This window comes from Streptomyces sp. NPDC037288 (genome assembly GCF_055603265.1).
Window position 1 is genome coordinate 273,027 of the sequence record NZ_JBVJVY010000004.1, and the last position, 24,961, is coordinate 297,987.

19 protein-coding genes are annotated in these 24,961 nt (G+C 71.8%); 4 read left to right on the top strand and 15 right to left on the bottom strand.

The window, feature by feature from the left end; genetic code table 11:
• Nucleotides 1–16: 16 nt before the first annotated feature.
• Genes ACZ7GZ_RS07185 through ACZ7GZ_RS07195 form a run of 3 tightly spaced genes read right to left on the bottom strand, consistent with a single transcriptional unit; the run spans nt 17 to nt 3,610 of the window.
• A complete protein-coding gene (locus ACZ7GZ_RS07185) occupies nt 17–1,045 on the bottom strand; it encodes an ABC transporter permease (protein ID WP_471021662.1) in 1,029 nt (342 codons plus the stop codon).
• On the bottom strand, nt 1,038–2,552 hold the full coding sequence (locus ACZ7GZ_RS07190; protein ID WP_471021664.1) for a sugar ABC transporter ATP-binding protein: 1,515 nt from the start codon (nt 2,550–2,552) through the stop codon (nt 1,038–1,040). The genes ACZ7GZ_RS07185 and ACZ7GZ_RS07190 overlap by 8 nt, the downstream gene beginning before the upstream one ends.
• Entirely contained in the window at nt 2,549–3,610 is a 1,062-nt protein-coding gene (locus tag ACZ7GZ_RS07195) for a sugar ABC transporter substrate-binding protein (RefSeq protein WP_471021665.1), read from the bottom strand. Before ACZ7GZ_RS07195 ends, ACZ7GZ_RS07190 begins: the two co-directional genes overlap by 4 nt.
• Before the next feature lie 162 nt (nt 3,611–3,772).
• On the opposite strand from ACZ7GZ_RS07195, the gene ACZ7GZ_RS07200 reads away from it, so the two are divergent.
• On the top strand, nt 3,773–4,477 hold the full coding sequence (locus ACZ7GZ_RS07200; RefSeq protein WP_471021666.1) for a FadR/GntR family transcriptional regulator: 705 nt from the start codon (nt 3,773–3,775) through the stop codon (nt 4,475–4,477).
• Nucleotides 4,478–4,489: 12 nt separating this feature from the next.
• Here ACZ7GZ_RS07200 and ACZ7GZ_RS07205 read toward each other — a convergent pair whose 3' ends face one another.
• From ACZ7GZ_RS07205 to ACZ7GZ_RS07235, 7 genes are all read right to left on the bottom strand, one after another.
• Nucleotides 4,490–4,957, bottom strand: coding sequence for a DUF4231 domain-containing protein (locus ACZ7GZ_RS07205; protein WP_471021668.1), 468 nt, complete (start codon nt 4,955–4,957; stop codon nt 4,490–4,492).
• 88 nt (nt 4,958–5,045) lie between these two features.
• Complete coding sequence (locus tag ACZ7GZ_RS07210; RefSeq protein WP_471021669.1) at nt 5,046–8,066, bottom strand: alpha-mannosidase; 3,021 nt, start codon at nt 8,064–8,066, stop codon at nt 5,046–5,048.
• Nucleotides 8,067–8,095: 29 nt separating this feature from the next.
• A complete protein-coding gene (locus ACZ7GZ_RS07215; protein ID WP_471021670.1) occupies nt 8,096–10,120 on the bottom strand; it encodes an endo-beta-N-acetylglucosaminidase in 2,025 nt (674 codons plus the stop codon).
• Nucleotides 10,117–11,373 (bottom strand): glycoside hydrolase 5 family protein, encoded by a 1,257-nt coding sequence (locus tag ACZ7GZ_RS07220; protein WP_471021672.1) that lies wholly within the window; start codon nt 11,371–11,373, stop codon nt 10,117–10,119. The genes ACZ7GZ_RS07215 and ACZ7GZ_RS07220 overlap by 4 nt, the downstream gene beginning before the upstream one ends.
• A 25-nt stretch (nt 11,374–11,398) precedes the next feature.
• Nucleotides 11,399–12,304 carry a carbohydrate ABC transporter permease gene (locus tag ACZ7GZ_RS07225; protein WP_471021673.1) on the bottom strand — a complete coding sequence of 302 codons (906 nt, stop codon included), beginning with the start codon at nt 12,302–12,304 and terminating at the stop codon, nt 11,399–11,401.
• Nucleotides 12,301–13,230: a carbohydrate ABC transporter permease gene (locus tag ACZ7GZ_RS07230; protein WP_471021754.1), complete on the bottom strand. Its 930-nt coding sequence runs from the start codon at nt 13,228–13,230 to the stop codon at nt 12,301–12,303. The genes ACZ7GZ_RS07225 and ACZ7GZ_RS07230 overlap by 4 nt, the downstream gene beginning before the upstream one ends.
• Nucleotides 13,193–14,482 (bottom strand): ABC transporter substrate-binding protein, encoded by a 1,290-nt coding sequence (locus ACZ7GZ_RS07235; protein ID WP_471021675.1) that lies wholly within the window; start codon nt 14,480–14,482, stop codon nt 13,193–13,195. The genes ACZ7GZ_RS07230 and ACZ7GZ_RS07235 overlap by 38 nt, the downstream gene beginning before the upstream one ends.
• A 215-nt stretch (nt 14,483–14,697) precedes the next feature.
• Between ACZ7GZ_RS07235 and ACZ7GZ_RS07240 the strand changes: the two genes are divergently transcribed.
• Nucleotides 14,698–15,744, top strand: a complete 1,047-nt coding sequence (locus ACZ7GZ_RS07240) for a LacI family DNA-binding transcriptional regulator (RefSeq protein ID WP_471021676.1) — start codon at nt 14,698–14,700, stop codon at nt 15,742–15,744.
• 691 nt (nt 15,745–16,435) lie between these two features.
• Nucleotides 16,436–17,806 (top strand): amidase, encoded by a 1,371-nt coding sequence (locus ACZ7GZ_RS07245; RefSeq protein ID WP_471021677.1) that lies wholly within the window; start codon nt 16,436–16,438, stop codon nt 17,804–17,806.
• On the opposite strand, the gene ACZ7GZ_RS07250 is transcribed toward ACZ7GZ_RS07245, so the two are convergent.
• Both ACZ7GZ_RS07250 and ACZ7GZ_RS07255 read right to left on the bottom strand, forming a co-directional pair.
• Nucleotides 17,795–18,280 (bottom strand): GNAT family N-acetyltransferase, encoded by a 486-nt coding sequence (locus ACZ7GZ_RS07250; RefSeq protein WP_471021678.1) that lies wholly within the window; start codon nt 18,278–18,280, stop codon nt 17,795–17,797. The genes ACZ7GZ_RS07245 and ACZ7GZ_RS07250 overlap by 12 nt on opposite strands.
• A gap of 64 nt (nt 18,281–18,344) precedes the next feature.
• Entirely contained in the window at nt 18,345–18,518 is a 174-nt protein-coding gene (locus ACZ7GZ_RS07255; RefSeq protein ID WP_106980896.1) for a hypothetical protein, read from the bottom strand.
• Nucleotides 18,519–19,011: 493 nt separating this feature from the next.
• On the opposite strand from ACZ7GZ_RS07255, the gene ACZ7GZ_RS07260 reads away from it, so the two are divergent.
• Nucleotides 19,012–19,374: a hypothetical protein gene (locus ACZ7GZ_RS07260; protein WP_471021679.1), complete on the top strand. Its 363-nt coding sequence runs from the start codon at nt 19,012–19,014 to the stop codon at nt 19,372–19,374.
• 26 nt (nt 19,375–19,400) lie between these two features.
• Here the strand turns inward: ACZ7GZ_RS07260 and ACZ7GZ_RS07265 are convergent, their stop codons facing one another.
• The 3 genes from ACZ7GZ_RS07265 to ACZ7GZ_RS07275 all read right to left on the bottom strand — a co-directional run bounded on the left by ACZ7GZ_RS07265 (nt 19,401) and on the right by ACZ7GZ_RS07275 (nt 24,940).
• Entirely contained in the window at nt 19,401–20,903 is a 1,503-nt protein-coding gene (locus tag ACZ7GZ_RS07265) for an SDR family NAD(P)-dependent oxidoreductase (RefSeq protein WP_471021680.1), read from the bottom strand.
• A 219-nt stretch (nt 20,904–21,122) separates the two neighbouring features.
• Nucleotides 21,123–22,454 carry a wax ester/triacylglycerol synthase family O-acyltransferase gene (locus ACZ7GZ_RS07270; protein ID WP_471021681.1) on the bottom strand — a complete coding sequence of 444 codons (1,332 nt, stop codon included), beginning with the start codon at nt 22,452–22,454 and terminating at the stop codon, nt 21,123–21,125.
• Nucleotides 22,455–22,609: 155 nt separating this feature from the next.
• A complete protein-coding gene (locus ACZ7GZ_RS07275) occupies nt 22,610–24,940 on the bottom strand; it encodes a GH92 family glycosyl hydrolase (protein ID WP_471021682.1) in 2,331 nt (776 codons plus the stop codon).
• Nucleotides 24,941–24,961: the final 21 nt, after the last annotated feature.

Sequence of the window (24,961 nt, forward strand, 5' to 3'; positions counted from 1 at the left end):
GTGAATTGAGTGGGCGTCAGTCCTGGGCGCGGCCCGTCGTCACGCGCGCGATCACGAGGGCGACGAGGATGATCCCGCCGTAGATGGCCTGGATCCAGAACGAGGGGACCTGGGCGAGGGTGAGCAGGTTCTGTACGACGCCCAGGAGGAGGACCCCGGTCAGGGCGCCGGACATGGTGCCCTTGCCGCCGTCCAGGCTGATGCCGCCGATCACCGCGGCCGCGAACACGGTGAAGATCATGTTCTGGCCCTGGTTGGCGCTGATCGCGCCGACGTAGCCGGTCTGCAGCAGGCCGCCGACGGAGGCGAGCACGCCCGCGACGACGTACACGCCGAGCATGACCCGGTCCACGCGGACGCCGGCCGCGCGGGCGGCGTCCGCGTTGCCGCCGATCGCGTACAGGGCGCGGCCGGTGCGGTGGTACTTCAGCACGAATCCGGCGACCGCGAAGGCGACCGCGGCGAGCCACACCGACAGCGGGACGTTCAGGAAGGTGGTGGTGGCCAGGGAGTAGAAGCTGTCGGGCATGCCGAACAGCGTCTTTCCCTTGGTGGCGCCGACCAGCAGGCCGCGCAGGACGATGAGCATCGCGAGGGTGACGATGAAGGCGTTGAGCCGGAACTTCACGACGAGGACGCCGTTGAAGGCGCCGATGGCCGCGCCGGCCGCGGGGATCGCGAGCAGGGCGAGCGCGGCCGGGAAGCCGGTGCCCCACCCGGACTGGCTCGCGGGCAGCACCAGCAGGGCGCCGATCGCGGGTGCGATGCCGACCACCGACTCCAGGGACAGGTCGAACCTGCCGGTGATCAGCACGAGGGACTCGGCGAGGACGACCAGCGCGAGCGCGGCGGAGGCGCCGAGGATCGAGATCAGGTTCCGCTCGGTGAGGAACGAGTCGTTGACCGCCGCGCCGAGCACCATGAGCAGCAACAGTGCGGGTACCAGGGCGAGTTCGCGGGCCCGGCGCAGCAATACGGTCCTGGCCGACTGGGTGTCCGGGGTCTTCGTGGGCGCGAGCGGCGTGGCGGCCCGGGTGTCAGCCATGGTCAACTCCCTCGATGGAGGCGATCAGCTCGTGGTCGCGCCAGCCGGCCGGGTGCTCGGCGACGACACGGCCGTGGAAGAGGACGAGGACGCGGTCGCAGCGGCGCAGGTCGTCGAGTTCGTCGGAGACGACGAGGACGGCGGTGCCGTCGTCGCGGGCGCTGTCCATGCGCGCGAGCAGTGACTCCTTGGACTTCACATCGACGCCGGCCGTGGGGTTGATCAGCACCAGCAGGCGCGGGTCGGTGGCGAGGGCGCGGGCCATGACCACCTTCTGGGCGTTGCCGCCGGACAGGTCGGACACGGCCTGGTCGGGGCCCTCGGTGTGGATGCCGAGGCGGTCGATCAGTTCGGCGGCGAAGCGGCGCCTTGTCCCGGTGGCGACGAAACCGGCCCGGCCGAGCCGGTCCAGGGCGCTCAGCGTGGCGTTGTCGCCGATGCTCATGCCGGACACCAGTCCCTGCTCGTGCCGGTCGCGCGGCACACAGCCGACACCGGCCCGCAGGGCGCCCCGTACGTCACCGAACGGCAGCCGCTCACCGTCCAGACGGGCGGTGCCCGCGGTCGGTGTGTGCAGTCCGGCGAAGGACTCGGCCAGCTCGGTCTTGCCGCTGCCGCTGGAGCCGGCGAGTCCGACGACCTCGCCACGGCGGACGGCGAGGTCGACGTTCTCGTACGCCGGTGAGGTGAGCCCGTGTGCCTCCAGCAGCACGGGCGCGCCGGTGCCGGCTCCCCTGCCGTGTGCGGCCTGCTCGGCGACGGACTCCCCTGCCATGGCCTCCACCAGCGCCGCCTTCGGCAGGTCGGTGACGGGCGCGGTGGTGATCCAGCGGGCGTCGCGCAGCACGGTGACCGTCTGGCAGACCTCGTACACCTCCTGGAGGTGGTGGGAGATGAACAGGAAGGTGACGCCGGAGTCCTGCAGGGAGCGCATGCGGGTGAACAGCCGCTCGATCTCCCGGTTGTCGAGCTGGGCCGTGGGTTCGTCCAGCACGATGAACCGCGCGCCGAAGCTCAAGGCCCGTGCGATCTCGACCATCTGGCGGTCCTCGACCCTCAGGTCGGCGGTGCGCGCCTCGGGGTCGACGCGCACGTCCCAGGTGGCGAGGAGTTCGGTGGCCTCGCGGCGCAGCCGGCGCCAGCTGATGACGCCGCGGCCGGTCGGCTGCCGGTTGAGGAACAGGTTCTCGGCGACCGTCAGCTCCGGCACGACCGTCGGTTTCTGGTAGACGCAGGCGACCTTGCGGCGCCAGGCGTCCCGGTCGGCGAGCGGCGGCGCGGGCTCGCCGTCGAAGCGGACGGTGCCCGCGTCCGGTGCCTGGAGCCCGGTGAGCACGTGGACCAGGGTGGACTTGCCGGCGCCGTTGCGGCCGACCAGGGCGTGCGACTCGCCGGGCAGGACGGTGAGCCGGCCGTCGGCGAGGGCGAGGGTGGGGCCGTACCGCTTGACGATGCCTTCGGCTTCGACCAGTGGGATGCCGAGGCGGCTGACCTGGGGCGTGGTCATTTGACGGCGTTACCCCACAGCTTGGGATCGTCGACGTTGGCCTGGGTGACCAGCGGCGCGGCCAACTGGTCCTCGAGGATCCCGCTGGGCAGCCGGACGATCGTGGAGCCGTGGTCGGTCGGGCCGGGCCTGAACGTCTTCCCGGCCATCACCGCCTTGATGTAGTACAGGCCGTACTTGGCGTAGGCGTCGGCGGGCTGGGAGACCGTGGCGTCGATCTGGCCCTTGCGGATGGCGTCGAACTCCTGCGGGATGCCGTCGTTGGAGACGATGGCGATGTGCCCCTGGTGTCCGGCCGGTTTCAGCATGTTCTTGGACTTCAGGGTCTGCAGGGTGGGTGCGAGATAGACGCCGCCGGCCTGCAGGTAGATGCCCTTGATGTCGGGGTTGGCGTTGAGGAGTGTGTCCAGCTTGGCGGCGGCGGTGTCGGACTCCCACTTGGCGGGGATCTCCAGCACCTCCAGCTTCGGGTACTTCTTCCTCACGCAGGAGCGGAAGGCCTCGGAGCGGTCGCGGCCGTTGACCGAGGCCAGGTCGCCCATGATCTGCACGACCTTGCCGCTGCCGAGGTGCTGTCCGAGGTAGTCGCAGGCCTTCTCGCCGTAGGCCACGTTGTCGGCGCGCACCACCATGGCGACCTTGCCCTTGTCGGGTGCGACGTCCACGGCGACCACGGGGACGCCCTTGCGTTCGGCCTGGTCCAGTCCGGCCTGGACGGCGGCGCTGTCCAGCGGGGCGACGACCAACCCCTTGACTCCCTGGTTGAGTTCGTTGTCGATGTCGGTGATCTGCTGCGACGGGTCGCTGTTGGAGTTGACCGTCTTCAGCACCTCGACGCCCTCGGACCCCGCCATCTTGGGCACGTAGTCGTTGTACGACTGCCAGAACGGCGAGGTCAGCAGCGGCAGGATCACACCGACCCTGCCGGTGCCGCCGCCCGTGCCCGCGGTGTCCTTGGTGCTGCCGCACGCGGCGAGCAGGAGCGAGGCGCCGGCGGCCAGAGCCGCCGCGCCGATGATCCGGGACCTGCTGCGCTTCCTGACAGTGCTGGCGGGCATCTCGCGGCTCCTCGTCGAGGGTGTTCGAGCAGACGCCGCATACTTATCAGACCAATAAGCCGCGTCGACACCCTCGTGCACGGAAATTGCGGGGCTCAGGGTGTAGTGGTCGGACCACTTGGCTGGTTAGACTGCGGCGCACCCGGGGAGCGGAGGAGTGGCGTGGGCGAGGAGGAAGTGCCGCAGAAGGGCACGGTGACCCAGCGCGCCATCGAGGAGATCAAGGCGATGATCGCCGAGGGCCGGCTGGATCCGGGCCAGCGACTGCCCACCGAGCGGGATCTCGCCGCGCGGCTGGGCATCTCGCGCAGCTCGATGCGGGAGGCGATCCGCGCGCTGACCGTGATGGGCGTCCTGGAGGCCCGGCACGGCTCGGGGATCTACGTCACCGCACTGGAGGCCGGCGATCTGCTGGAGACCTTCGGGGTGGTCGCGGACCTGTCCCGGGGCCCGCGTCTGGTGGAGCTCCTGGAGGTGCGGCGCGTCCTGGAGTCGACGGCGACCGCACTGGCCGCGGCCCGCATCACCGAGGGCCAGCTGGCCGCCGTTGGGAAGCACCTGGCGGCGATGAACGCCACCGACGACCCCGAGGAGATCCTCGCGCACGACCTCGCCTTCCACCGCGAGATCGCCGCCGCGGCGGGCAACGAGACCATGGCCGCGATCCTGGAGGGCCTGTCCTCGCGCACCTTCCGCGCCCGCGTGTGGCGCGGCTACCAGGAGGAGGGCGCCTTCACCCGCACCCGCCGTGAACACGCCGCCATCCACCGCGCCCTCACCGCCCGCGACCCGGAGGCGGCACGGGCGGCGGCAGCGGCCCATGTGGGCGAGGTGGAGGAGTGGCTCAGGACGCAGCTGGGGCCCTGACCGCCCCCTCGGTCAGGCTCCCACCGAGGGCACGGGCGGTTCCGGGCGCCCGCTCTGCGCCTCGGACCAGGCGCGCAGCTCGTTCGCGCCGACCTCCTCGACCACCGTCTGCAGCGCCCGCCGGGCCGCTGCGTCACGTTCGGCCTCGGGCAGGAGCAGATAGCGGTCGAGTGCCCGGCGCAACGACTCCCGCGCCTGCGCGGCCAGTACCCAGCGCGCGCCGGCGCCGTACAGCTGACGCAGGCCGGTGAAGAGGACGGCGCCGCCCGCGATCAGCGCGGTCAGCCAGGCGGGAGCGTGCAGGCCGGCCGCCACGACCGTCACCGACGTGGTGAGGAGAGCGCCGAGCTCGGTGACGTGGTGCAGCCGCCTGGCCCGGTCAGAGGCCCTCGTGTAGAACGCCACGTCCCTTCGGACGAGGGCCAGCAGGGGATCCGGCTCTGCGGCCCAGGAACTGTCGGGGACCCTTCTTCGCCTCATCGGCACATCATCGCGGCCGTGCCCGCGCCGGGGAAAGCCCCGAGGTGGGCAAGGACGGCCGCGCCGGGGGCCCTTGCCCACCTCGGGTTCACGCCCTGCGCAGCCTCAGGGTCACCAGTTCGAACGGCCGCAGCCGTACGGTGACGCGGTCGCCGTCCCGCGCCGGCGGCGCGGTGTCGCCGCCCGGTCGCTCCAGCAGGTCCGTCACCGTGACGTCCGTGAACTCGAAGCCGGCCGTGAGGGTGGCGCGGGCGCGGCCGCCGTGGGCCTCGTGGAAGCGGACCACCACGTCACCGCTGCCGTCGTCGGCGAGTTTGACCGCCGTGATCACGACGGCGTCGTTGTCGACGGTGACCAGCGGGGTGACCTCGTGGGAGCCGGTCAGGTGCCGTTCGGGCAGGTTGATGCGCCAGCCCTCGCGGACCGCGTCGGCGATCGAGGCACCGGGGACCAGGGCGTGCCGGAAGCGGTGGACGCCCTGGTCGGTCTCGGGGTCGGGGAAGCGCGGGGCCCGCAGGAGGGAGACACGGAGCGTGGTCGTCGTACCGCGGTCGCCTCCGGTGCGCACCGTGCGGGTCACGTCGTGGCCGTACGTCGAGTCGTTGACGACCGCCACGCCCCAGCCGGGCTCCTCCAGGTGGACGAATCGGTGGTTGCACGCCTCGAACTTGGCCGCCTCCCAGGAGGTGTTGGTGTGCGTCGGCCGGAAGGCGTGCCCGAACTGGGTCTCGGACGCGTACCGTTCGGCGTGCAGGTCGAGGGGGAAGGCCAGCTTCAGGAACTTCTCCGTCTCGTGCCAGTCGACCTCCGTGTCCAGCACCAGGCGCCGCTCCCCCGGCGGCAGGGACAGCACCTGGGTGACGCGGGAGTCGCCGAAGGAGCGGACGATCCGCACCGAGATCCCGTCCTCCCCGGCGCTCACCTCGTCCGCGTCCGTGAGGTCCGTGACCGTGTTCCGGTAGAACTCGTCCACGTCCCAGGCGTCCCACATGTTCGGGAAGTCGGGGTGCAGCTGGAGGAGGTTCGCGGCGCCGCCGGGGGCGATCGTCTCGCGGTCGGCCCCGATGTCGTGGGCGGAGACGACCAGGCCCCGGGCGTCGATCTCGACCCGCAGCAGGCCGTTGTCCAGAACGTGTGCGCCGTCCGGGCGCGGCACGAGCGTCGTCGCACCGTCCGGGTACGGCGTTCCCGCGCCTGCGGCGGGCACGCCGGTGCGGGGGTGCGGGGCCGCGTTGAAGACGAGAGGGGTCGTGCCCTCGCCCGCCAGGGCGCGCTGGGCGGCTTCGATGATCCCGTTCAGCTCGCCGGCGATCCGCTCGTACGTCGCCCGGGCCTCCCGGTGCACCCAGGCGATCGAGGAGCCGGGCAGGATGTCGTGGAACTGGTGCAGCAGGACCGTCTTCCAGATGCGGTCCAACTCCTCGTAGGGGTAGGGGGATCCGGTGCGTACGGCGGCGGTGGCCGCCCACAGTTCCGCCTCGCGGAGCAGGTGTTCGCTGCGCCGGTTGCCCTGCTTGGTCTTCGCCTGGCTGGTGAGGGTGGCGCGGTGCAGTTCGAGGTACAGCTCGCCCGCCCAGACCGGCGGTTCGGGGTACTCGGCCTCGGCCTTCTCGAAGAAGGCGCGGGGCGTTTCCCAGGCGACGGTCGCCGAGCCCTCCAGGTCGCGCAGCCGGGCCGCCTTGGCGACCATCTCGCGGGTCGTGCCGCCGCCTCCGTCGCCCCAGCCGGTGGGTGCGAGCGAGTGCCGGGCCCGGCCCTTGTCCTTGAAGTTCCGTGCCGCGTGGGCGATTTCGCTGCCCTTCATGGAGCAGTTGTAGGTGTCGACGGGCGGGAAGTGGGTGAAGATCCGGGTGCCGTCGATGCCCTCCCACCAGAAGGTGTGGTGCGGGAACGCGTTCGTCCGCGACCAGGAGATCTTCTGCGTCAGCAGCCACTTCGAGCCGGCGGCTTTGATGATCTGCGGCAGGCCCGCGGCGAAGCCGAAGGTGTCGGGCAGCCACGCCTCCTCGTTGTCGATGCCGAACTCGTCGAGGAAGAACCGCTTGCCGTGCACGAACTGCCGGGCCATCGCCTCCGAGCCCGGCATGTTGGTGTCCGACTCCACCCACATCCCGCCGGCCGGCACGAACCGCCCCTCGGCGACGGCCTTCTTCACCCGCGCCCACACCTCGGGCCGGTGGTCCTTCACCCACGCCCACTGCTGCGCCTGGGACATGGCGAAGACGAACTCCGGCTCGTCCTCGATCAGCGCGGTCATGTTGGAGGTCGTGCGGGCCACCTTGCGCACCGTCTCGCGCAGCGGCCACAGCCACGCCGAGTCGATGTGCGCGTGCCCTACGGCGCTGATCCGGTGCGCGGACGGTACGGCGGGGGCCGACAGCACACCGGTGAGCCGCTCCCGGGCCCGGTCCGCCGTGCCGTTCACGTCCTGCAGGTCGACGGCGTCCAGGGCCCGCTCGACGGCGCGCAGGACGTCGTACCGGCGCGCGGAGTCCACGGGCAGCTCGGCCATCAGCTCACCGAGCACCTCCAGGTCCATGACCAGCTGCCACACCGACTCGTCGAAGACGGCCAGGTCCATGCGGGTCAGGGTGTACTGCGGTTCGCTGCCGGCCGTCTCCCGGTCGCCGAGCTGCGTGGGCAGGAAGGGGTGGTAGTCGAGGATGACCGGGTTGGAGGCGGCCTCGATGTGCAGGCGCACCTCCTCGCCGCCCTCGGCGGGCGCGCCGATGCGCACCCACTGGTTGCGCGGGTTCAGGCCCTTCACCGGGGTGCCGTCGGGCCGGTAGACCAGGCCCTCGCACTGGAAGCCGGGCATGTTCTCGTCGAAGCCCAGGTCGAGCAGGGCCTCGACGGTCTTCCCGGCCCATGCCCCGGGCACGGTCCCGGTCACCCGGAACCAGCTCGTGCCCCAGGGAGCACCCCAGCGGGCGCCGGCCCCGATCGGTTCCGGCTCGGCGGCGAGCCCCTCCGCGACCGGCACCGGCTCGCCGGGCGCATGCCACACCGCGACCTGGAGCGGCACGGACTCGGGGTACACGGCGGGGCGGATGCGTTCGTCGAGGACGCGCCTGAGGCGGGCTTCCACCAGAGTGCGGTCGTCATGCATACGGGGTGCTCCCTGCGGGTTCCGGGTGATTACCAGGTGTGGGTGACGGTCACGGGGGCCGAGGCGTTGTAGAGCTCCCCCACCGTGCGCAGTTCGAACCGTGCGGCGGATTCTCCCTGTTCGGGCCGCAGGCCGGTGAGGTGGTAGGCGCGCTGGCAGGTGCCGCCGAGGAAGCGGCGGGTGCCGTCGGGCAGGAGGCGGTGCAGCTCGTAGTGGCGGACGGCGCCCGGGGCGGCGTTCCAGGCGAGGCGGAGGTCGCCGCCGCTCGCCGCGGTGACGCGGGCGCCCTTGGGGGCGGCGGGGGCGGTGACGGCGTCCCGGACGGCGAGGCCGCCCAGGCGCCAGCGCACCGGGCCCTCGGTGGCGGTGAGCCGGACACCGAGGGCGTGCACGGTGCCGGTCAGCCCGGTGAGCGGGACGGTCACGGTCTGCCAGCCGTTGACCGAATGCACGGTGCCATGCCTGTGGACCGGGTTCACAGCCAGAGTGGTGTACGGCGGAGTCGCCCCTGGCGCGCCGGGCTCGGCCGTCGCCACCGCCAGTTCGGCGTTCACAGCGCCGGCATCGGTCCGGAACGTCAGCTCGACAACGGTGTTCACACCGATCGGCAACCGTGTCGCGTACAGGTCCAGCACGGCGGGTCGATCCAGTTCACCGTCCACCAGCACACTGCTCCCGCCCCGCCAGGCATCGGCGAAGTCGAAGGAGACCGCCGGCCGCTCCCCCGCCGTGCGCACCACCCACCGCCGCGCCGGCAGCCGGTCCTGGAGCCCGAGGTGGTTCCAGGCCGCGTCCGAGGTGACCGCCCCGTCCTCGTACCAGCGCAGTCCGTGCCCGGTGTTGAACACGGTGGCGAACGGCAGCGAGGTCACCGTCGAGCGGTCGGCGACCGACGCCGCGGGCGCCCGCCACGGATCGCCCGGATCCGGACGGGACGGGTCCAGCGACCGCCCGGTCCAGAACCGGTCGTCGGCGGCGTGGAAGTCCCCGGGGGCGCGCTGGCCTGCGGGCAGGTGGTTGCGGGTCCACTCCGGGCGGTAGAAGCCGATCGAGGTGACGTGCGGGGTGCCGGCCGGGACGATCGCGTCCCAGTCCACGGACGTACCGGACCCGTTCGACTCCACGTCGACGCCCGCCCACAACTCGTACCGGCTGCGGCCGAGCCGGCCTGCCTTCGTGCCGGAGGCCGCCAGCGTGGCCGCGCTCCACCGGAAGTCGACGAACATGTCGTCGGCGGCCTGGAAGAGCGCCTGGTTCTGGCTGTCCAGCGCGCCCTGCCAGCCGACCGTGCCGTTCACGGTCATCGCGTCGTACCAGGTCACCCGCTGTCCCTTGGCCGTCGCGCGCGCCTTCAGCTCCTTGACGAAGCCGAGCATGGCCTGCCCCAGCGCGGTGTTCCCGCCGTCGGTCTCGGCGTTCAGGAACCAGCCGTCGAAGCCGTAGGCCGCCGCGACCGCGACGAGCTGCGCGGCGAGCGGGTGATGTCCCGCGGCGTCCTTCTGCACCAGGTCCCGGGTCCACCGCAGCTGCCCGCCGTACGCCACCGGGGGCAGGAAGACGGTGCCCAGCACCGGGACGCCGTGCCGGTGGGCCGCGTCCACGACCGGCGCGTTGGGCGCGAGGATCAGGCCCTCGCCGGCCGAGCCGCCCCAGAAGACCAGCTCGTCCAGATATGCCCAGTGGGTGAGGGCGTAGAAGTCGGCGGTGGCCGAGCCCTGGGAGGGATTGCTCGACGTCGGTGCGAAGGAGACCAGGGCCTGGATGCGGGCCTGGCCCGAGCGGGCGGTGGGGTTCGCCGGGGGCGGGGTGAAGCGGGCGGCGAGCGGCATGGACGCGGCGTTGAAGGCGAGGTCGGGGTCGTCGGCCGCGCGCCAGCTCTTCAGGCTGCGCCAGGTGATGCCGCTGCCCGGACTGCCGGAGGGGAGGGAGTCCGGGTACCAGTAGGAGGCGTACGGCGCAGCGGCGGCCGTCGGCCCGGGGGCGGCCGTCGAGGGCGTGGGCAGCAGGGCCGCGGCGGCACCGGCGATCAGGACCGTGCGTCTGGTGGGGTTCACGGGCGGGTGCCTCCGGGTGGGGTGGGGAGTACCTGGTCGGGAGTGACGACTTCGGTGATGCCGCGCGCGGCGAGGTGGTCCTTGTCGTCCGTGCGCGTGTCCAGGACGGTGGTGGGGCGGGCGCCGTCGGCGACGAGCCGGAAGAAGGCGTCGAAGACGGCTCCGCCGGGGGCGCAGCGGGAGCGGCGGCCGGGATCGTCGGGGACGACGAGGGCCGTCGTGCGCACGGCGGGGGCCGGGTGCGGTCGGCGAGCCGCACCGGCCAGGACGCGCGCGATGTCCTTGGGCCGCCGGCCGTCGGTGAACAGACCGAGCCCGTATTCGAGTTCGGGGAAGTCGGCGAGGTCGCGCGAGACGTCGTGGGAGCACCACCAGGTGACGCCCCACAGGTCGGGGCAGTCGAGGGCGTGGGCGACGGTCGCCTCGGCGAAGGCGGCGGCGTGCTCGGCGGGCACGAGCGGCGCGGGTGCGCCGACCTCCTGGAGCCACACCGGCCGGTGGGGTGTGTCCGCCCAGGCCTTGCTCAGTTCGGCCAGGTAGGCGGCGTGGTGTTCGGCCGGCACGGAGGTACGGCCGTGCCGCTGGGCGGTGCCGTTGAACACCCAGGAGTGCACGGCGGTGACGTCACCGAGGCGGGCGGAGTGGCCGGGGGTGAAGGGCTGGTCGTCCTGGTACCAGGCGGCGTCGTAGGAGGCGTGCAGATGGAGCCGGCCCGGGGCGCCCTCGGTGCAGGCGGCCAGCATCCGTACGAGCCACCGCTCGGCCTCCTCGGCGGTGATGCGGTCGGGGTCGGGGTGGGGTCTCGCGGCGAACTGGTTGACCTCGTTGCCGACGGTCATGCCGATGAAGTGGGGCCGGTCGGCGAGGGCGGCGGCGAGGGTGCGCAGGTAGGCGGCCTGGCCGTCGACGACGTCCGGGTCGGTGAAGAGGTTGCGCCGGTGCCAGGTGCGCGTCCACGCGGGCAGGAAGTCGAAGCTGCTCAGGTGGCCCTGCAGCCCGTCCACGTTGACGTCGAGACCGCGTTCGGCGGCAGCGTCGGCGAGGGCCACCAGCTGCTCGACGGCGCGCGGACGGATCAGCGTGCGGTTGGGCTGGAAGTAGGGCCACAGCGGGAAGACACGGATGTGGTCGAGGCCGAGTGCGGCGATCGCGTCGAGGTCGGCGCGCACGGAGTCGAGGTCGAAGTCGAGCCAGTGGTGGAACCACCCTTCACTCGGGGTGTAGTTGACGCCGAAGCGCACGGCAGGAGGCATGGGTGTCCTTGTGGCGTACGGATGGTCAGCCCTTGACGGCGCCCTCGCCGACCCCGCGGAAGAAGTACCGCTGGAGGCAGGCGAACAGCGTGATCAGCGGGGCCACGGCGATCACGGTGCCTGCGGCGACCAGGCGTTCGTCGTTGGCGAAGGTGCCGTGCAGGTAGTTGAGGCCGATGGTCAGGGTGAACTTGGACGGGTCGCTGAGCACGATCAGCGGCCACAGGAAGTCGTCCCACGCGCCCATGAAGGCGAAGATCGCAACGACGGCCAGCGTCCCCTTCACCGAGGGCAGGGCGACACGCAGAAACCGCTGCCAGACGTTCGCGCCGTCGACGTAGGCCGCCTCCTCGATCTCGTACGGCAGGTTGCGGAACGCGTTGCGCATCAGCAGCACGTTCATCGCGCCGATGGCGCCGGGCAGGACGACGCCGACGAGGGTGTTGTTCAGGCCGAGTTCACGCATGGTGGTGAACTGGGCGATGACGATGCCCTCGACGGGCACGAGCATCGCCAGCACGAACACCAGCGTGGTCACGCGCCGGCCGTAGAAGCGCAGCCGGGCCAGGGCGTACCCGGCGAGTGCCGAGCCGACGCAGTTGGTGACGACGTTGGCGGTGGCGACCTTCAGGGAGTTCAGGGCGTAGTCCCAGACGGGGATGGTGTCGGCGACGCGCGTGTAGTTGTGCAGGGTCGGGTGGGCCGGCAGGAAGCTCGGCGGTGAGCTGTAGATGTCCTCCGTCGGACCCTTCAGGGAGGTGGCCAGCTGCCACAGGAACGGGCCGACGGTCAGCGCGAGGACGGCGAGGAGCAGCAGGTAGCGCCAGACCAGCTCGCCGGTGCGGACGCGGCGGCCGTGCTGGTCGGTGACGCGCGGCTCCCGCTCGGGGGCGACGGCCCGCTCGGGCCGTACCTTCTCCAGGACGCTCACAGCTCCTCCCTTCGGTCGGCGCGCAGCACGAGCAGCATCAGCGCGACGGTGACGACGAACACGACGACCGAGAGCGCGGAGGCGTAGCCGACGCGGCCGGTCAGGCCGGTGCCGGTGCGCTGGACGAGCATGACGAGCGTGGTGTCCTCGCCGGCCGGGCCTCCGCTCGGGCCGGCCATCAGGTAGACCTCGGAGAACACCTTGAAGGCGGCGACCGAGGAGAGCGCGGCGACCAGCACCATGGTGGAGCGCACGGCGGGCACGGTGACCGAGAAGAAGCGGCGCACCGGTCCGGCGCCGTCCACGGCGGCGGCCTCGTGCAGCTCGCGCGGCACGTTCGCGAGCGCGGCCAGATAGATGATCATGTAGTAGCCGAGGCCTTTCCACACCGTGACGGCCATCGCGCTCAGCAGGAGCAGCCACTGGTCGCTGAGGAAGCCGACCCGGCCGATCCCGACGGTCTGCAGCAGCGAGTCGACCAGGCCGCGTTCGTCCAGCAGCCACACCCAGATCAGCCCCACCACCACGATCGAGGCGACGACCGGGGTGTAGAAGGCGGAGCGGAAGAAGGTGATGCCGGGGATGTTCTTCTGCACCAGCAGGGCCAGCAGCAGCGGCAGGACGACCAGGGCGGGTACGACTCCGACGATGTACAGCGTGCTGTTGCGCAGACCGGTCCAGAACATGTCGTCGTGGAGGAGCTCGCGGAAGTTGGCGAGGCCCACGAAGTGGCCGGGCAGCAGGGTGCGGCGGTCGGTGAAGGAGTTCACCAGCGTGGAGACGAACGGGTAGAGCACGAACGCGCCGGTGATCAGCAGTCCTGGTGCGGCCAACAGCCAGGGGCTGAAGGGCAGTTGGCGTCTGATGCGGAGGGGCCCGGCCACGCGGTCAGCCCTGTGCCAGGAGGCGGTTGGCGGCGTTGACAGCGTTGTCGAGGGCCTGCCGGGGGCTCTCCTTGCCCTGCAGCGCCTTGGCGACCTCGTTGCGCAGTGCGGTCTTCATCTGGTCGCTGAACAGCACGGGCGTGTAGTTGACCGCGGTCTTCAGGGACTTGGCCGCGGCGATGCGCACCCGGGTCTCGTCGGTGCCGTCCTCCTTGGTGAAGTACGGGTCGTTCAGGGAGCCTGCGGTGCTCGGGAAGATGGCGACCTTCTTGGCGAACGACATCTGGTTGCGCGCGTCGGTGACGAAGTGGGCGAAGGCGACGGCGGCCGGGGTGTGGTGGGTGCGGGAGTTGACCATCACTCCCATCACGTACATGTTGACGTGCCCGGTGCTGGTGATCTGGTCGGTGATGCCGATGTTCTTGTAGAGACCGGGCGCGTTCTTCTTGAAGTTGTCGAGGTCGAGGGCGCTGCCGGGGTTCATGGCGACGGCCTGGGTGAGGAACTTCTTGCCGGAGGACTCCGGGGTCGCGGTGAGCGCCTGCGGATCGAGGGCCTTGGCGTCGTACAACTGCTTGTACCTGGTGAGGAGTTCGACTCCCCTGGCGTCGTTGAAGGCGAAGGCGGTGCCCTGCTTGTTCATCAGGGTCACGCCGTAGCGCCCGAAGTCCTCGATGGTGGGCACGTTGGCGAGGGTGGCGACCTTGCCGCCGCTCTTCTTCGCCATCTGCAGGGCGTCGGCGAAGAGTTCACCGTACGTCTTCGGCGGTTGGTCGGGGTTCAGCCCGGCCTGGGTGAACAGTGCCTTGTTGTAGAAGAGCGGGCCGGTGTTCAGGTACCAGGGGAAGGCGTACGTGCCGCTCAGGCCGGGCACCTGGTGGCCGGCCCAGGCGCCGTCCAGGTACTCGGACCTGTACGTGGCCGCGGCCTTGTCCAGGTCGAGGGCCAGCCCGGCCCTGGCCAGCGGGGCGACCAGGTCCGGGGAGACGTTGACGACGTCGGGCAGGGTGCCGCCGCCCGCGTCGGCGCTCAGCTTGTCGGGGTAGCCCTCGGCGGGCTGGTCGACCCACTTCACATGAGTGCCGGGGTACTTCTTCTCGAAGTCGGCTATGAGGCCCTCGAAGTACGGCTTGAAGTTCGCGCGCAGGTTCCAGGTCTGGAAGGTGATGTCGCCCTCGACCTTGCCCGAGGCGTCGGTCGAGCCGCCGTCGTCACCGCCCGAGCCGCAGGCGCTCAGCGGCAGGGCGAGGGCGAGGAAGGCGGCGGCGGCGAGGGCTCTGCGGGATGTGGGCACGGTGACACGGCTCCCTTGCGGTGTCGGCGGCTGTGATGGCAGCGACCCTGCCCGGGCCGTTCGGAGAAAGTCAATGCGCGGTTCCCAGCTAAAGAAATCCGCTCTTCATTAGTCCAGGTCACCGCCAGGCAGAACGAGATCTTGCCCCTGTCACTAATGCGCTTTAGGGTCATCGCACTCAAGCGCATTAGCTCTTCGGTGAGACGAGGGATGACATGGCGTCGAAGCGATCACCCGCGCGCCGGCCGACGATGAAGGACATCGCGCGCCGCGCCGGAGTCTCCGAGAGCGCGGTCTCCTTCGCCCTCAACGGCCGCCCCGGCGTCTCCGAGAGCACCCGTGCCCGGGTCCGCCGGGTCGCGGAGCAGCTGGGCTGGCGGCCCAGCGCGGCGGCCCGCGCCCTGTCCGGCGAGGGTGCGGCCACGGTCGGCTTCGTGCTGGCCCGACCGGCGGACACACTGGGCGTCGACTCCTTCTTCCTCCAGCTCGTCTCCGGCATCCAGGAGGTGCTGGCCGAGCGCCACCTGGGCCTGCTGTTCCAGGTGGTGGAGGACGTGGCCGACGAGTGCGCGGTGTACCGGCGCTGGTGGGCCGAGCACCGGGTGGACGGCGTCCTGGTCGTCGACCCGCGCGCCGACGACCCGCGCCCCGGCCTGCTGGACGAACTCGGGCTGCCCGCCGTGGTGATCGGCGGCGCACCCGACGAACGCCACCCCGGGCTGTCCAGCGTCTGGGCGGACGACGCGGGCGCCATGGCTTCCGTGGTCGACGAGCTGACGGCACTCGGCCACCGCCGGATCGTCCACATCGCCGGGCTGCCCGGCCTCGCGCACACCCAGCGCCGCATCCGGACCCTGCGCGCCGAGGCCGACCGGCGCGGACTGACCGAGGTCCGCTCGGTCACCACCGACTACTCCGACGCGGAGGGCGCGGCCGTGACCCGCTGCGTACTGCGCACCGCCCCTGCCCCGACGGCCTTGATCTACGACAACGACGTGATGGCGGTGGCCGGCGTCGCGGCAGCGGCCGAACTCGGCTACGCGGTACCGGATAACGTCTCCGTCGTCTCCTGGGAGGACTCAGCCCTGTGCCGCATGGTCAAACCGTGGCTCTCCGCCCTCTCCCGCGACAGCGCGGAGTTCGGGCGCACGGCGGCACGGGAGCTGACGACCCTGCTGGACGGGGGTTCGGCGCGGGCCGTACGCGTACCGGTACCGCGCCTGACGGTACGGGGCAGCACGGCGGCGGCCCGGAAGGTGTGAGGGCCCGCCGGTCCCCCGTTTGCCGTCCCGGAGACGTCCGGCACAGGTAACATCGGGCGCCTGCTGGAGCACGTTCGGTCATGCGGCATGCAGGAGAGGTGGGGCGTGAAGTCGGACATCGCCCGTATGTACAGGAAGGATCTGTACCGGTTGCGTTCCAGCCGCTGCCAGGCGATCTGCCTGGCGGTGGGCCGCACTCGGGAGGCCTTGCGCACCAGGTCGGCCTCGGTGTCGTCCTTGCTGACCGGAATGCGGTTGCCAGGGGCTTCGGCCGCCGCGGCCGGGGCTGGCGCGCGGACGCCGGTGACGGCGAGCGCGGTGGCCGAAGCGGCCCGCGCCGGACGGCGGTTGTGTGCCGGTCCGGCGGGTCCGGGACGAGCCGGCCGTCGTCCGTTACGGTGAGGGGCAGGGCGGCCGCGGCGGTGGCGCCCGCTGCCGCGCCCAGTATCAGACGTCTGGGGCACGTGCTCATGAGCGGCTCCCATTAACTCCGATTCATCGGGTGTCTGATGATTGTGTGAGGGCTGCGAGACTGTCAACGGGCCTGCACGGGGCTGGATTTCACTCATTGATCGGATGACCGGAGCGCAGGTGAGAACGGCCTCTCGACGTGGGTGGTCCGGACGTGCACAGTTCTCCCTGCGCCTTGATTCGTACCAGCGAGTAGCCGACGACCGACGAAGGAGTGCCCGTGGGTGACTGGGCCGGGCGGACCGCCGCCGAGATAGCCGCCGCCGTGCGCGAGAAGCGCGTGACGCCCCGCGAGGTGGTGGCCGAGCACCTCGCGCGGATCGAGCGGCTCGACCGACGGATCGGGGCCTTCCGGAGGGTGCGGGCCGAGGCGGCGCTCGCCGAGGCCGACGAGGTGGCCTCCCGCGCCGATCTGGCCGAACTGCCGCTCGCGGGCGTGCCGGTGGCCGTCAAGGACAACCTCGCGGTGCGCGGTGAGTCCCTCCGCCACGGCTCCGCCGCCACCCCCGACACCCCGGCCGTCGAGGACCATGTCACGGTGGCCCGGGTGCGGGCGGCAGGCGCCGTGGTCGTGGGCCTGACGAACGTGCCCGAGCTGTGCGTCTTCGGCACGACGGAGGGGCCGTACGGCACCGCCCGCAATCCGTGGGACAGCTCCCGTACGGCGGGCGGCTCCTCCGGCGGCAGCGCGGCCGCCGTGGCCGCGGGGCTCGTCCCCCTCGCGCTCGGCAATGACGGGATGGGCTCGCTGCGCATCCCGGCCGCGAACTGCGGTCTGGTCACACTGAAGCCGGGGCACGGAGTGGTGCCGGCCGGGATCGGCAGCGTCGACTGGTTCGGTATGGCGGAGAACGGTCCGCTCGCCACCACGGTCGAGGACCTGCGGCTGATGCTGGAGGTCCTGGCGGACACCGGGATTGCCCGCGCGGAGGAGCCCGGGCCCCGGCGGATCGCCGTGGCCCTGCGCAGCCCGCTCGCCGGAGTCGGCGTGAGCAGGCCGTACGTGACCGCGGTCCGGGAGGCGGCCGGGGTGCTGCTGCGGGCCGGGCACTACGTGCGGCGGGCCGAGCCGCCCTACCCCCTGTCGCTGGGCGTGACCGCGCTGCGGCACTGGACGGCCGGCACCGCCGCGGACGCCGAGGGCCTGGACCGGACGCGGCTGGCCCGGCGGACCCGGGTGCACGCGGCGGTGGGCCGGCGGTTCGTCCGCTCGGTGCGCACGGGAGACAGCCGGGAGCGGCTGCGCGCCCGGCTGACGCCCTTCTTCACCGAGTACGACGTCCTGCTCACCCCGGCCCTGGCCCGCCACTCCCCCGCGGCCGGCCCGTGGCACGAACGCGGCTGGCTGCACAACGTCCTGGCCAACACCGCGTACTCCCCGTTCACCCCGCCCTGGAACCTGACCGGCTGGCCCGCGATGTCGGTCCCGTCCGGCGCCCTTCCCTCGGGCGCCCCCTGCGCCGTACAGCTCGTGGGCCGCCCGGGTTCGGAGGCCGTCCTGCTGGAGGTGGCCGGGGAACTGGAGCGGCTGCGCCCCTGGCGGCGGACGGCACCGGTGGCGGATCAGCGGAACGCGACCCTATGCGAGTGACCGGTACATGATGTGCAGGCCCACTCTGCCGTGACGGGGGTGGTCGAAGGCGTCCGGGACCGTGCCGAGGACGGTGAAGCCGAGGGAGGTCCACAGGACGACGGCGGGGTTCGTCTCGACCACGGCGTTGAAGACCATCGCGCGGTAGCCGTGGGCCCTGGCCTCGGCCAGGACGTGTTCGGCGAGGGCGCGGCCGACGCCCTCGCCGGTGCGGTCCGGGTCGACCATGAAGCCGGCGTTGGCGACGCGGGCGGCGGGTCCGCCGTAGTTGGGGGTGAGATAGGCCGATCCGACCACGGTTCCGGCCGCGTCCTCGGCGACGTAGACGCGCTTGGCCGGGTTCATCCAGAGGGCGCGGGCGTCCTCCTCGGAGGTCTCCGGGTCCCAGGCGTAGGTTTCGGCGGCGGCGACGATCCGGTGCCAGAAAGGCCAGATCCGCGGCCAGTCCCCGGCCACGGCTTCTCTGATCAGCATGGGCGTGAGTCTGCCAGGTCACGCCCATGCGGGCGGCGATCGCGAAGGTCCGGCCCCGGGGGGGTCAGTCCACGCTGGGCAGGATGTGGGGTTCGGCGAGGTCGTCCTCGTAGCCCGCGAGGCGGATCGGGGCCGAACGGGCCCACACGTCGAGGCTGCCGAGCTCTCCGGGCCGCCTGCCCGCGCGCTCCGTGCGTTCCTTGGGGCGCTGTTCGCGATTCGTCTTCTCCGGTGTCACCGCGCACTCCTTATGTGTCGGTCACCCTCGAGGGCCTGCCGGACAACCTGTGCCTCGGCACTCGACGCCCGCTCGGGTCTGGATGGAAGGCCAGTTCGGACGCGGTGGCGCCGGTACTTCGTGCAGAGCAGGCCGTTGTCAACCGGCTCACCCCGGGACGGACGATGGGTGTGGGTGGGACCCCGTACTGCTGTCCGTCCCCTCCAGACTAACCAAATGAGCGGCCTGCCGCTCGATAGGGAGTGCAAACAAGGTGTAACTATCGGGCGCCGATTACCCCCTCAATGACCCCCAATATGCAGCTATTTGGCACTAGGCGCATCACACGACCAGCATGACGAATCACCCACTCGGCCCACAGGTGCGAACACCCCTTCGAGCCGGCCCGGCTTGCGGTCCGGGCGCGGTGCAGTTCAAGTGCCGTTGGCCGGGCCGCAAGCTCGCCATGATCTGCTGATGAGCGGCAACGGCTGTCTTGCGGAAGGACTGACGCATGGAGCTGCGCAGCGTCGAGGAGCTGATGGATCTGCTGTACGCCGGCCGGCACCAGCACGCGCTGCGAACCGCCGCGCTGCTGCGCCGCAGCCGCCCCGCCGACAAGGAGCTCCAGGTGGCGGGGCTGGTCCGGGACATCGGCGCGGCCGAGGCGGTGCGCTCGCTGCTCGGGGAGCGGGTGTTCCGGCTGGTACACCGGGACCGCGACCCCACCGCACCCGCCGACGACGATCTGCTGCGGCTGCGCCAGGCCCGCGAGGAGAGCCGCACGTCGGGCTTCGACGCGGGCGTCCTGGAGGACTGGCGCACGGTGCTGGAGCTGGTGGCGGCCAGGAACTCCAGGCTCGGCGTCGTCGACTGACCCCCGAGGCCGCCGCCTTCACCGGCTCACCACTTGCCGGGCAGGTAGTCCTTCAGGAAGACGCCGTACAGGTCCTCGCCCGCCTCGCCGCGGACGATCGGGTCGTAGACGCGGGCGGCGCCGTCGACCAGGTCGAGGGGGGCGTGGAAGCCGGCCTCGGCGAGGCGCAGCTTGTCGTAGTGCGGACGCTCGTCGGTGATCCAGCCGGTGTCGACGGAGGTCATGAGGATGCCGTCCGTGTCGAACATCTCCTGGGCGCTGGTCCGCGTGACCATGTTCATGGCCGCCTTCGCGGCGTTGGTGTTCGGGTGCCCGGCGCCCTTGTAGCCGCGGCTGAAGACGCCCTCCATCGCGGAGACGTTGACGACGTACGCACGGCCGCTGGAGGCCTTCTTCGCGGCGTCCGCCATCGCCGGGCGCAGGGCGCTGATCAGGATGAACGGGGACGTGTAGTTGCACAGCTGGGTCTCGAGCAGCTCGACCGGCGAGATCTGGTCGATGGTCTGCACCCAGGTGTTGGTGTCGACGACGTCGGGCACGAGGCCCCCGGCGTCGATGGCGGTCCCGTCGAGGTGCCGGGCGACGCTGGCGTTGCCCGCGACGAGGGCGAGCTCGGCGACCTTCTGGGCGTCCAGGCCGCTGGTGCCGCCGGGCAGCGCGGCGATGCCGTCGACGGCGCCGGAGTTGAAGGCGCCGATGACGTGGTGGGCGGGGAGTTCACCGGCGGGCAGCGGGGCGGTCTCGCCCTCCACCAGGGCCGCGTACGCGGAGGGCAGGCGGCGTACGGTCTGCGTGGCGTTGTTGATCAGGATGTCGAGCGGGCCCGCCTCGGCGACCTGCTCGGCCAGGGCCACGGCCTGCGCCGGGTCGCGCAGGTCGATACCGACGACCTCGAGCCGGTGCAGCCAGTCCGCCGAGTCCTCCATCGCCTTGAAGCGCCGGATGGCGTCCTTGGGAAAGCGCGTGGTGATGGTGGTGTGCGCGCCGTCGCGCAGCAGCCGCAGCGCGATGTACATGCCGATCTTGGCACGGCCGCCGGTGAGCAGGGCCCGCTTGCCGGTGAGGTCGGCGCGGGCGTCCCGCTTGGCGCGGTTCTCGGCGGCGCACTTCTGGCAGAGCTGGTGGTAGAAGTAGTCGACCTCGACGTAGCGCTGCTTGCAGGTGTAGCAGGAGCGGGGGCGCTGGAGTATGCCCGCGATCTTGCCGGACTCGACCTTGGAGGAGGGCAGGATGCCCTCGGTCTCGTCGTCGATGCGCTCGGCGGAACCGGTGGCCGTGGCCTCGGTGACGGCACGGTCGTGCGCGGTCTTGGCGGCGCGGCGCTCCTGGCGGCGGCGCTGCTTGACCGTGCGGTAGATATGCGAGGTGGCCCGGCGGACCTTGATCGCGTCCGGGTGGTCGACGTCGAGCTGGTCGAGTTCCTCGAGCACGCTCAGGCAGACGGCCAGCCGCTCGGGGGCGATACCCGGCCCGTAGACCACCTCGTCCACGGCCTCCATGGCCACGGAGCCGTCCTCTGTCACCGTCATCGCGCTGCCGCTTCCCTGATCACCCGCGCAGCGCTCCGACTCGCGCCCGCTTTCGAACGGGGAATTTTACGGAGCACCCGGTCCCGTCGCCAAACCCGTCTCGCCGGAGCCACGGGCCGGCGTCCGCCGACGGCGGATGCGCCCCCCCCACGGGGGCCATCCGCACCCGGCGACGAAGGCGGTACGCGTGGTGCCGGTGGGAGGCCGGCCGGAGACCGGTCAGACCTCGCACACCGACAGCAAGGTCGACACCTCGGCCGACACCGCGTGAGCGAACCGGTCCAGGTCCGGCACGGCCTTCGCATCGGCCACCAGCCCGTAGTGCACACGCCCGCGGTACGTCGAGATGGCCACCGCCAGCGCCTGGCCCGGGGCGAGCGGGGCCAGCGGATAGACCTCGGCCAGGTCGTGCCCGCCGAGCCGCAGCCCCACCCCCGGCAGCGGCACGCTGGTGACGAGGATGTCGAACCACAGCCGGGCCGCCTGCCCGACGAGCGGTCCGCCGAGCCGGTGGCCGAGGGCCGGGACGTGGTCGGCGAGCAGCGCCACGGCGCCGGCGCCCCGGTCGGGCCCCGCGTCCTTGTTGCGGAGCATCGCGGTGCGCACGGTGTCGAGCCGCCTGAGCGGGTCGGGCTCGTGCACGGGCAGCCGTATCAGATAGCCGGAGAGCCGGTTGCCCTGCGGATGGGCGGTGCGCGGACGGCGCCGCGAGACGGGGATGAGCGCACGGGGCGCCACCCCCTTGCTGCCGTCGCCGCGCTCGTCCAGCCAGCGGCGCAGCGCCCCGGCGACGACGGCGATGAGCACGTCGTTCACGGTGCCGCCGGCGGCCTTGCGCACCCGGTGCACGTCGTCGATGTCGACGACGACCCCGGCGGTGCGGCGGGTACCACTGGGGGCCGAGATCAGCGCGGAGACGGGCCGCATACCCAGGGTGGACCGGGCGAGCGAGGCCCCGATGTCCAGCGCCCGTCCGACGTCGGACAGCGCGCCCCTGACCAGCCCGGGGACGAGCCCGGGAAGCTTGCGGACGTCGGGGAGCAGGCCGCGCGGCGGCTCGATGGCGCGGGGCGCCCGCTCGGGCATGTCCACCGGGTCGAGGACGCCGGCGGCGAGTTTCAGCGCGCGCAGCCCGTCGGCGAGGGCGTGGTGGAACTTGAAGAGGACGGCGAAGGAGACACCGTCCTCGCCGGGCAGGACGTGCGCCTCCCACGGCGGCCGGCCGCGCTCCAGGGGGCGCTCCATGAGCCGGCCGGCGACCGCGTGGAAGTCGGCGGTCGGGGCGTGCAGCCGTACATGGTTCAGCGGGTCGAAGTCCGGGTCGGGTTCCCGGGTGGCACCGCCGAAGGCGAGCGGCTGCCACACGTCGCGGATGCGCAGGCGCAGCCCGGGTACGGCGGCGGCGCGGGCGGCGAGCAGGTCTGCGGCATGGGCACCGGCGGTGGGAGAGTGGCAGCCGAAGACGCCGAGCGCGCCGAGGTGCATCGGGTGCCGGTCGGACTCGATGTTCCAGAACGCCAGGTCGAGGGGAGCGAGCAGGTCGGAAGTCAAGGGCTTGCCTCACGCGTCGACGACGGGTGGATCTACAGTGCTTCGCAGTCAATCCCCGCCAGACGATTACGGTCAAGTACGATCAGGCTACGCTCAGTTAACAGCAGATTAAGTCCCGCCCCGGCAAAGGGGGCGGGACCAAGGGATACGTGAGGTCACTTCAGGACGGGCTGCGCCGCCTCGGGTGACGTACCCCACTCAGACGGGCGCGGGCCGACCGTGAACGCGAGCGAGCGCAGGGAGCGCAGCGCACCCGTCGTCAGATACGTCCGCTCGTGCGGTGTTCCGTCGGCGCGGACGGTCTGGATGTAGCGGTCGGTGGCGGAGGTGCCGGGCGCGGCGATCGTCAGCCCGCCGCTCGGCCAGTACCGGCGGTCCAGGGTGAGGTCGACGCGGTCGAAGACCGGGGTCGACAGGCCCCAGGTGCTGTAGCCGGGCTGGATCGGGAACAGCCCGATGGACGACAGCACGTCCCAGGCGGACATCGTGCCCAGGTCGTCGTTGCCGGTCATGCCGGTGGGCCCGTCGGTGAAGAGGGTCAGGGCGGCGTGCACCACGTCGGTGGTCTTCCACGGCTGTCCGGTGGCGAGGTAGGTGTAGGGCGCGATCAGGTCGGGCTCGTTCATCGGGTTGTACTTGTCGGCGTTGTAGTACGCGTACGCATTGCCGTGCACCCACACCTCGCGGGCGGTCTTCGCGGGGTCGGCCAGCAGCCGGTCGTAGGCGAAGAAGGAGTCCAGGCGCTCGTTGGCGGCGCGCTCGCCGCCGATGAGCCGGACCATGCCGGGCACGTCCTGCGGCACGAGCCACTGGTACTGCCAGGCGGTGCCCTCGTGGAAGCCGGTGCCGAGCGCCGGGTCGGCCGAGCCGGTGAAGGCGCCGGAGTCGTCGCGGGCACGGAAGAAGCCGGTCGACGGGTCGAAGATGGTCCGGTAGTTCCGGGCGCGGGCCGCGTACCGGTCGGCGTCCGCCTCATGGCCGAGTCCGCGGGCCATCTGGGCCAGCATGGCGTCGGCGAGCGCGTACTCCAGGGTGACGGAGGCGCCGTGGTGGTAGTCGGAGTCGCCCAGCTTGGCCAGCGGGCGGTCCTTGATGAACGGGGCGAAGCCGTGCGCGAGGTACTCGGCGTTGGCCTCCCGGCCGATGCCCGGGTAGTCGGCGGGCGGGACGCCGTCGGCGTTCTTCTTCAGCGCCCGGTAGGCCCGCTCCTCGAACCCCTTGAGCAGCCCCGTCTGATACGCCGTGGTCAGGAACGGGGTGACCGGATCGCCGCTCATGACGTTCGTCTCGACCGGGCCGTAGCCCCACTTGGGCAGCCAGCCGCCGTCCTCGGCGATCGCGACGACCGAGCGGGCCATGTCCCGTGCCTCGTGCGGCGCGAGCAGCGCGAGGAGCTGGGCCTGGGTGCGATAGGTGTCCCACAGCGACCAGTTCTGGTAGTACGTGAACCCGTCGGCGCGGTGGGTACGGCGGTCCCAGCCGAGGTAGCGGCCGTCAGCGTCGCTGCCGATGTTCGGCGCGAGGAACGACCGGTACAGCGAGGAGTAGAAGGTCCGGCGCAGGGTGTTCGTGCCGCCCCGCACCCGGACGGCGGCGAGCCTCTTCTCCCACTCCTCGCGGGCCCGCTCGCGCACGGCGTCGAAGGACCGCTCGCCCTCGGCGCGCAGGTTGCCGGCCGCGCCGCCCGCGTCGACGTACGACAGGGCGGTGGTCGCCTCGACGGTACGGTTCCCGGTGGTGTCGAAGCGGACGTAGGCGCCGCCGTGCCCGCTGCGGGAGCCGGGGGTGACGGTCTTTCCGTCCCAGGTGCCGTAGGCGGTGAAGGGCCGGCTGAAGCGGGTGATCGTGTAGACCGTGTAGGGGCCGGTGTCCCGGCAGAAGCCACGGCCGGTGATCGTGGTGCGCACGGTGCGGTCGTCGAGGATCTCGACAGTGCTGGAGACCGCCTTGTGCAGCGACTGGGCCGCGTTCAGCAGGACGTTCGCCTTGCCGGTGGCGGGGAAGGTGTAGCGCTGCACACCGGTGCGCTCGGTCGCGGTCAGCTCGGCGCGGATACCGGAGGACAGGCCGACGCGGTAGTAGCCGGGGCTCGCCGCCTCGTCCTGGTGCGAGAAGCCGGCCGCGTACTGGGTGTAGTCCGTCTGCGTGACGTCACCGGTGGTGGGCAGCACGGGCAGGTCGCCGCCGATGCGGCAGCCGACGCCCGAGAGATGGACCAGGGAGAAGCCGCGAACACGGTTCTGCGTGTAGTCGTAGCCGGTGTTGTGCCCGGTGTCCGGGGAGAGCTGCACCATGCCGAAGGGCACGGCCGCACCGGGGAAGGTGTTGCCCTCGTCCTGGCTCCCGATGAACGGGTTGACCAGGTCGGTGAGGTGGCCGTCGGTCCGCTCGGCAGCCCGTGCGGCGGGGGTGGCGGGGGTGGCGATCAACGCGGACGCTGCCATCACCCCGGCCAGGCACAGCCGCGTGCGCCGGGTCCCTCTCATGTCGGATGACCTCCGGAAGTT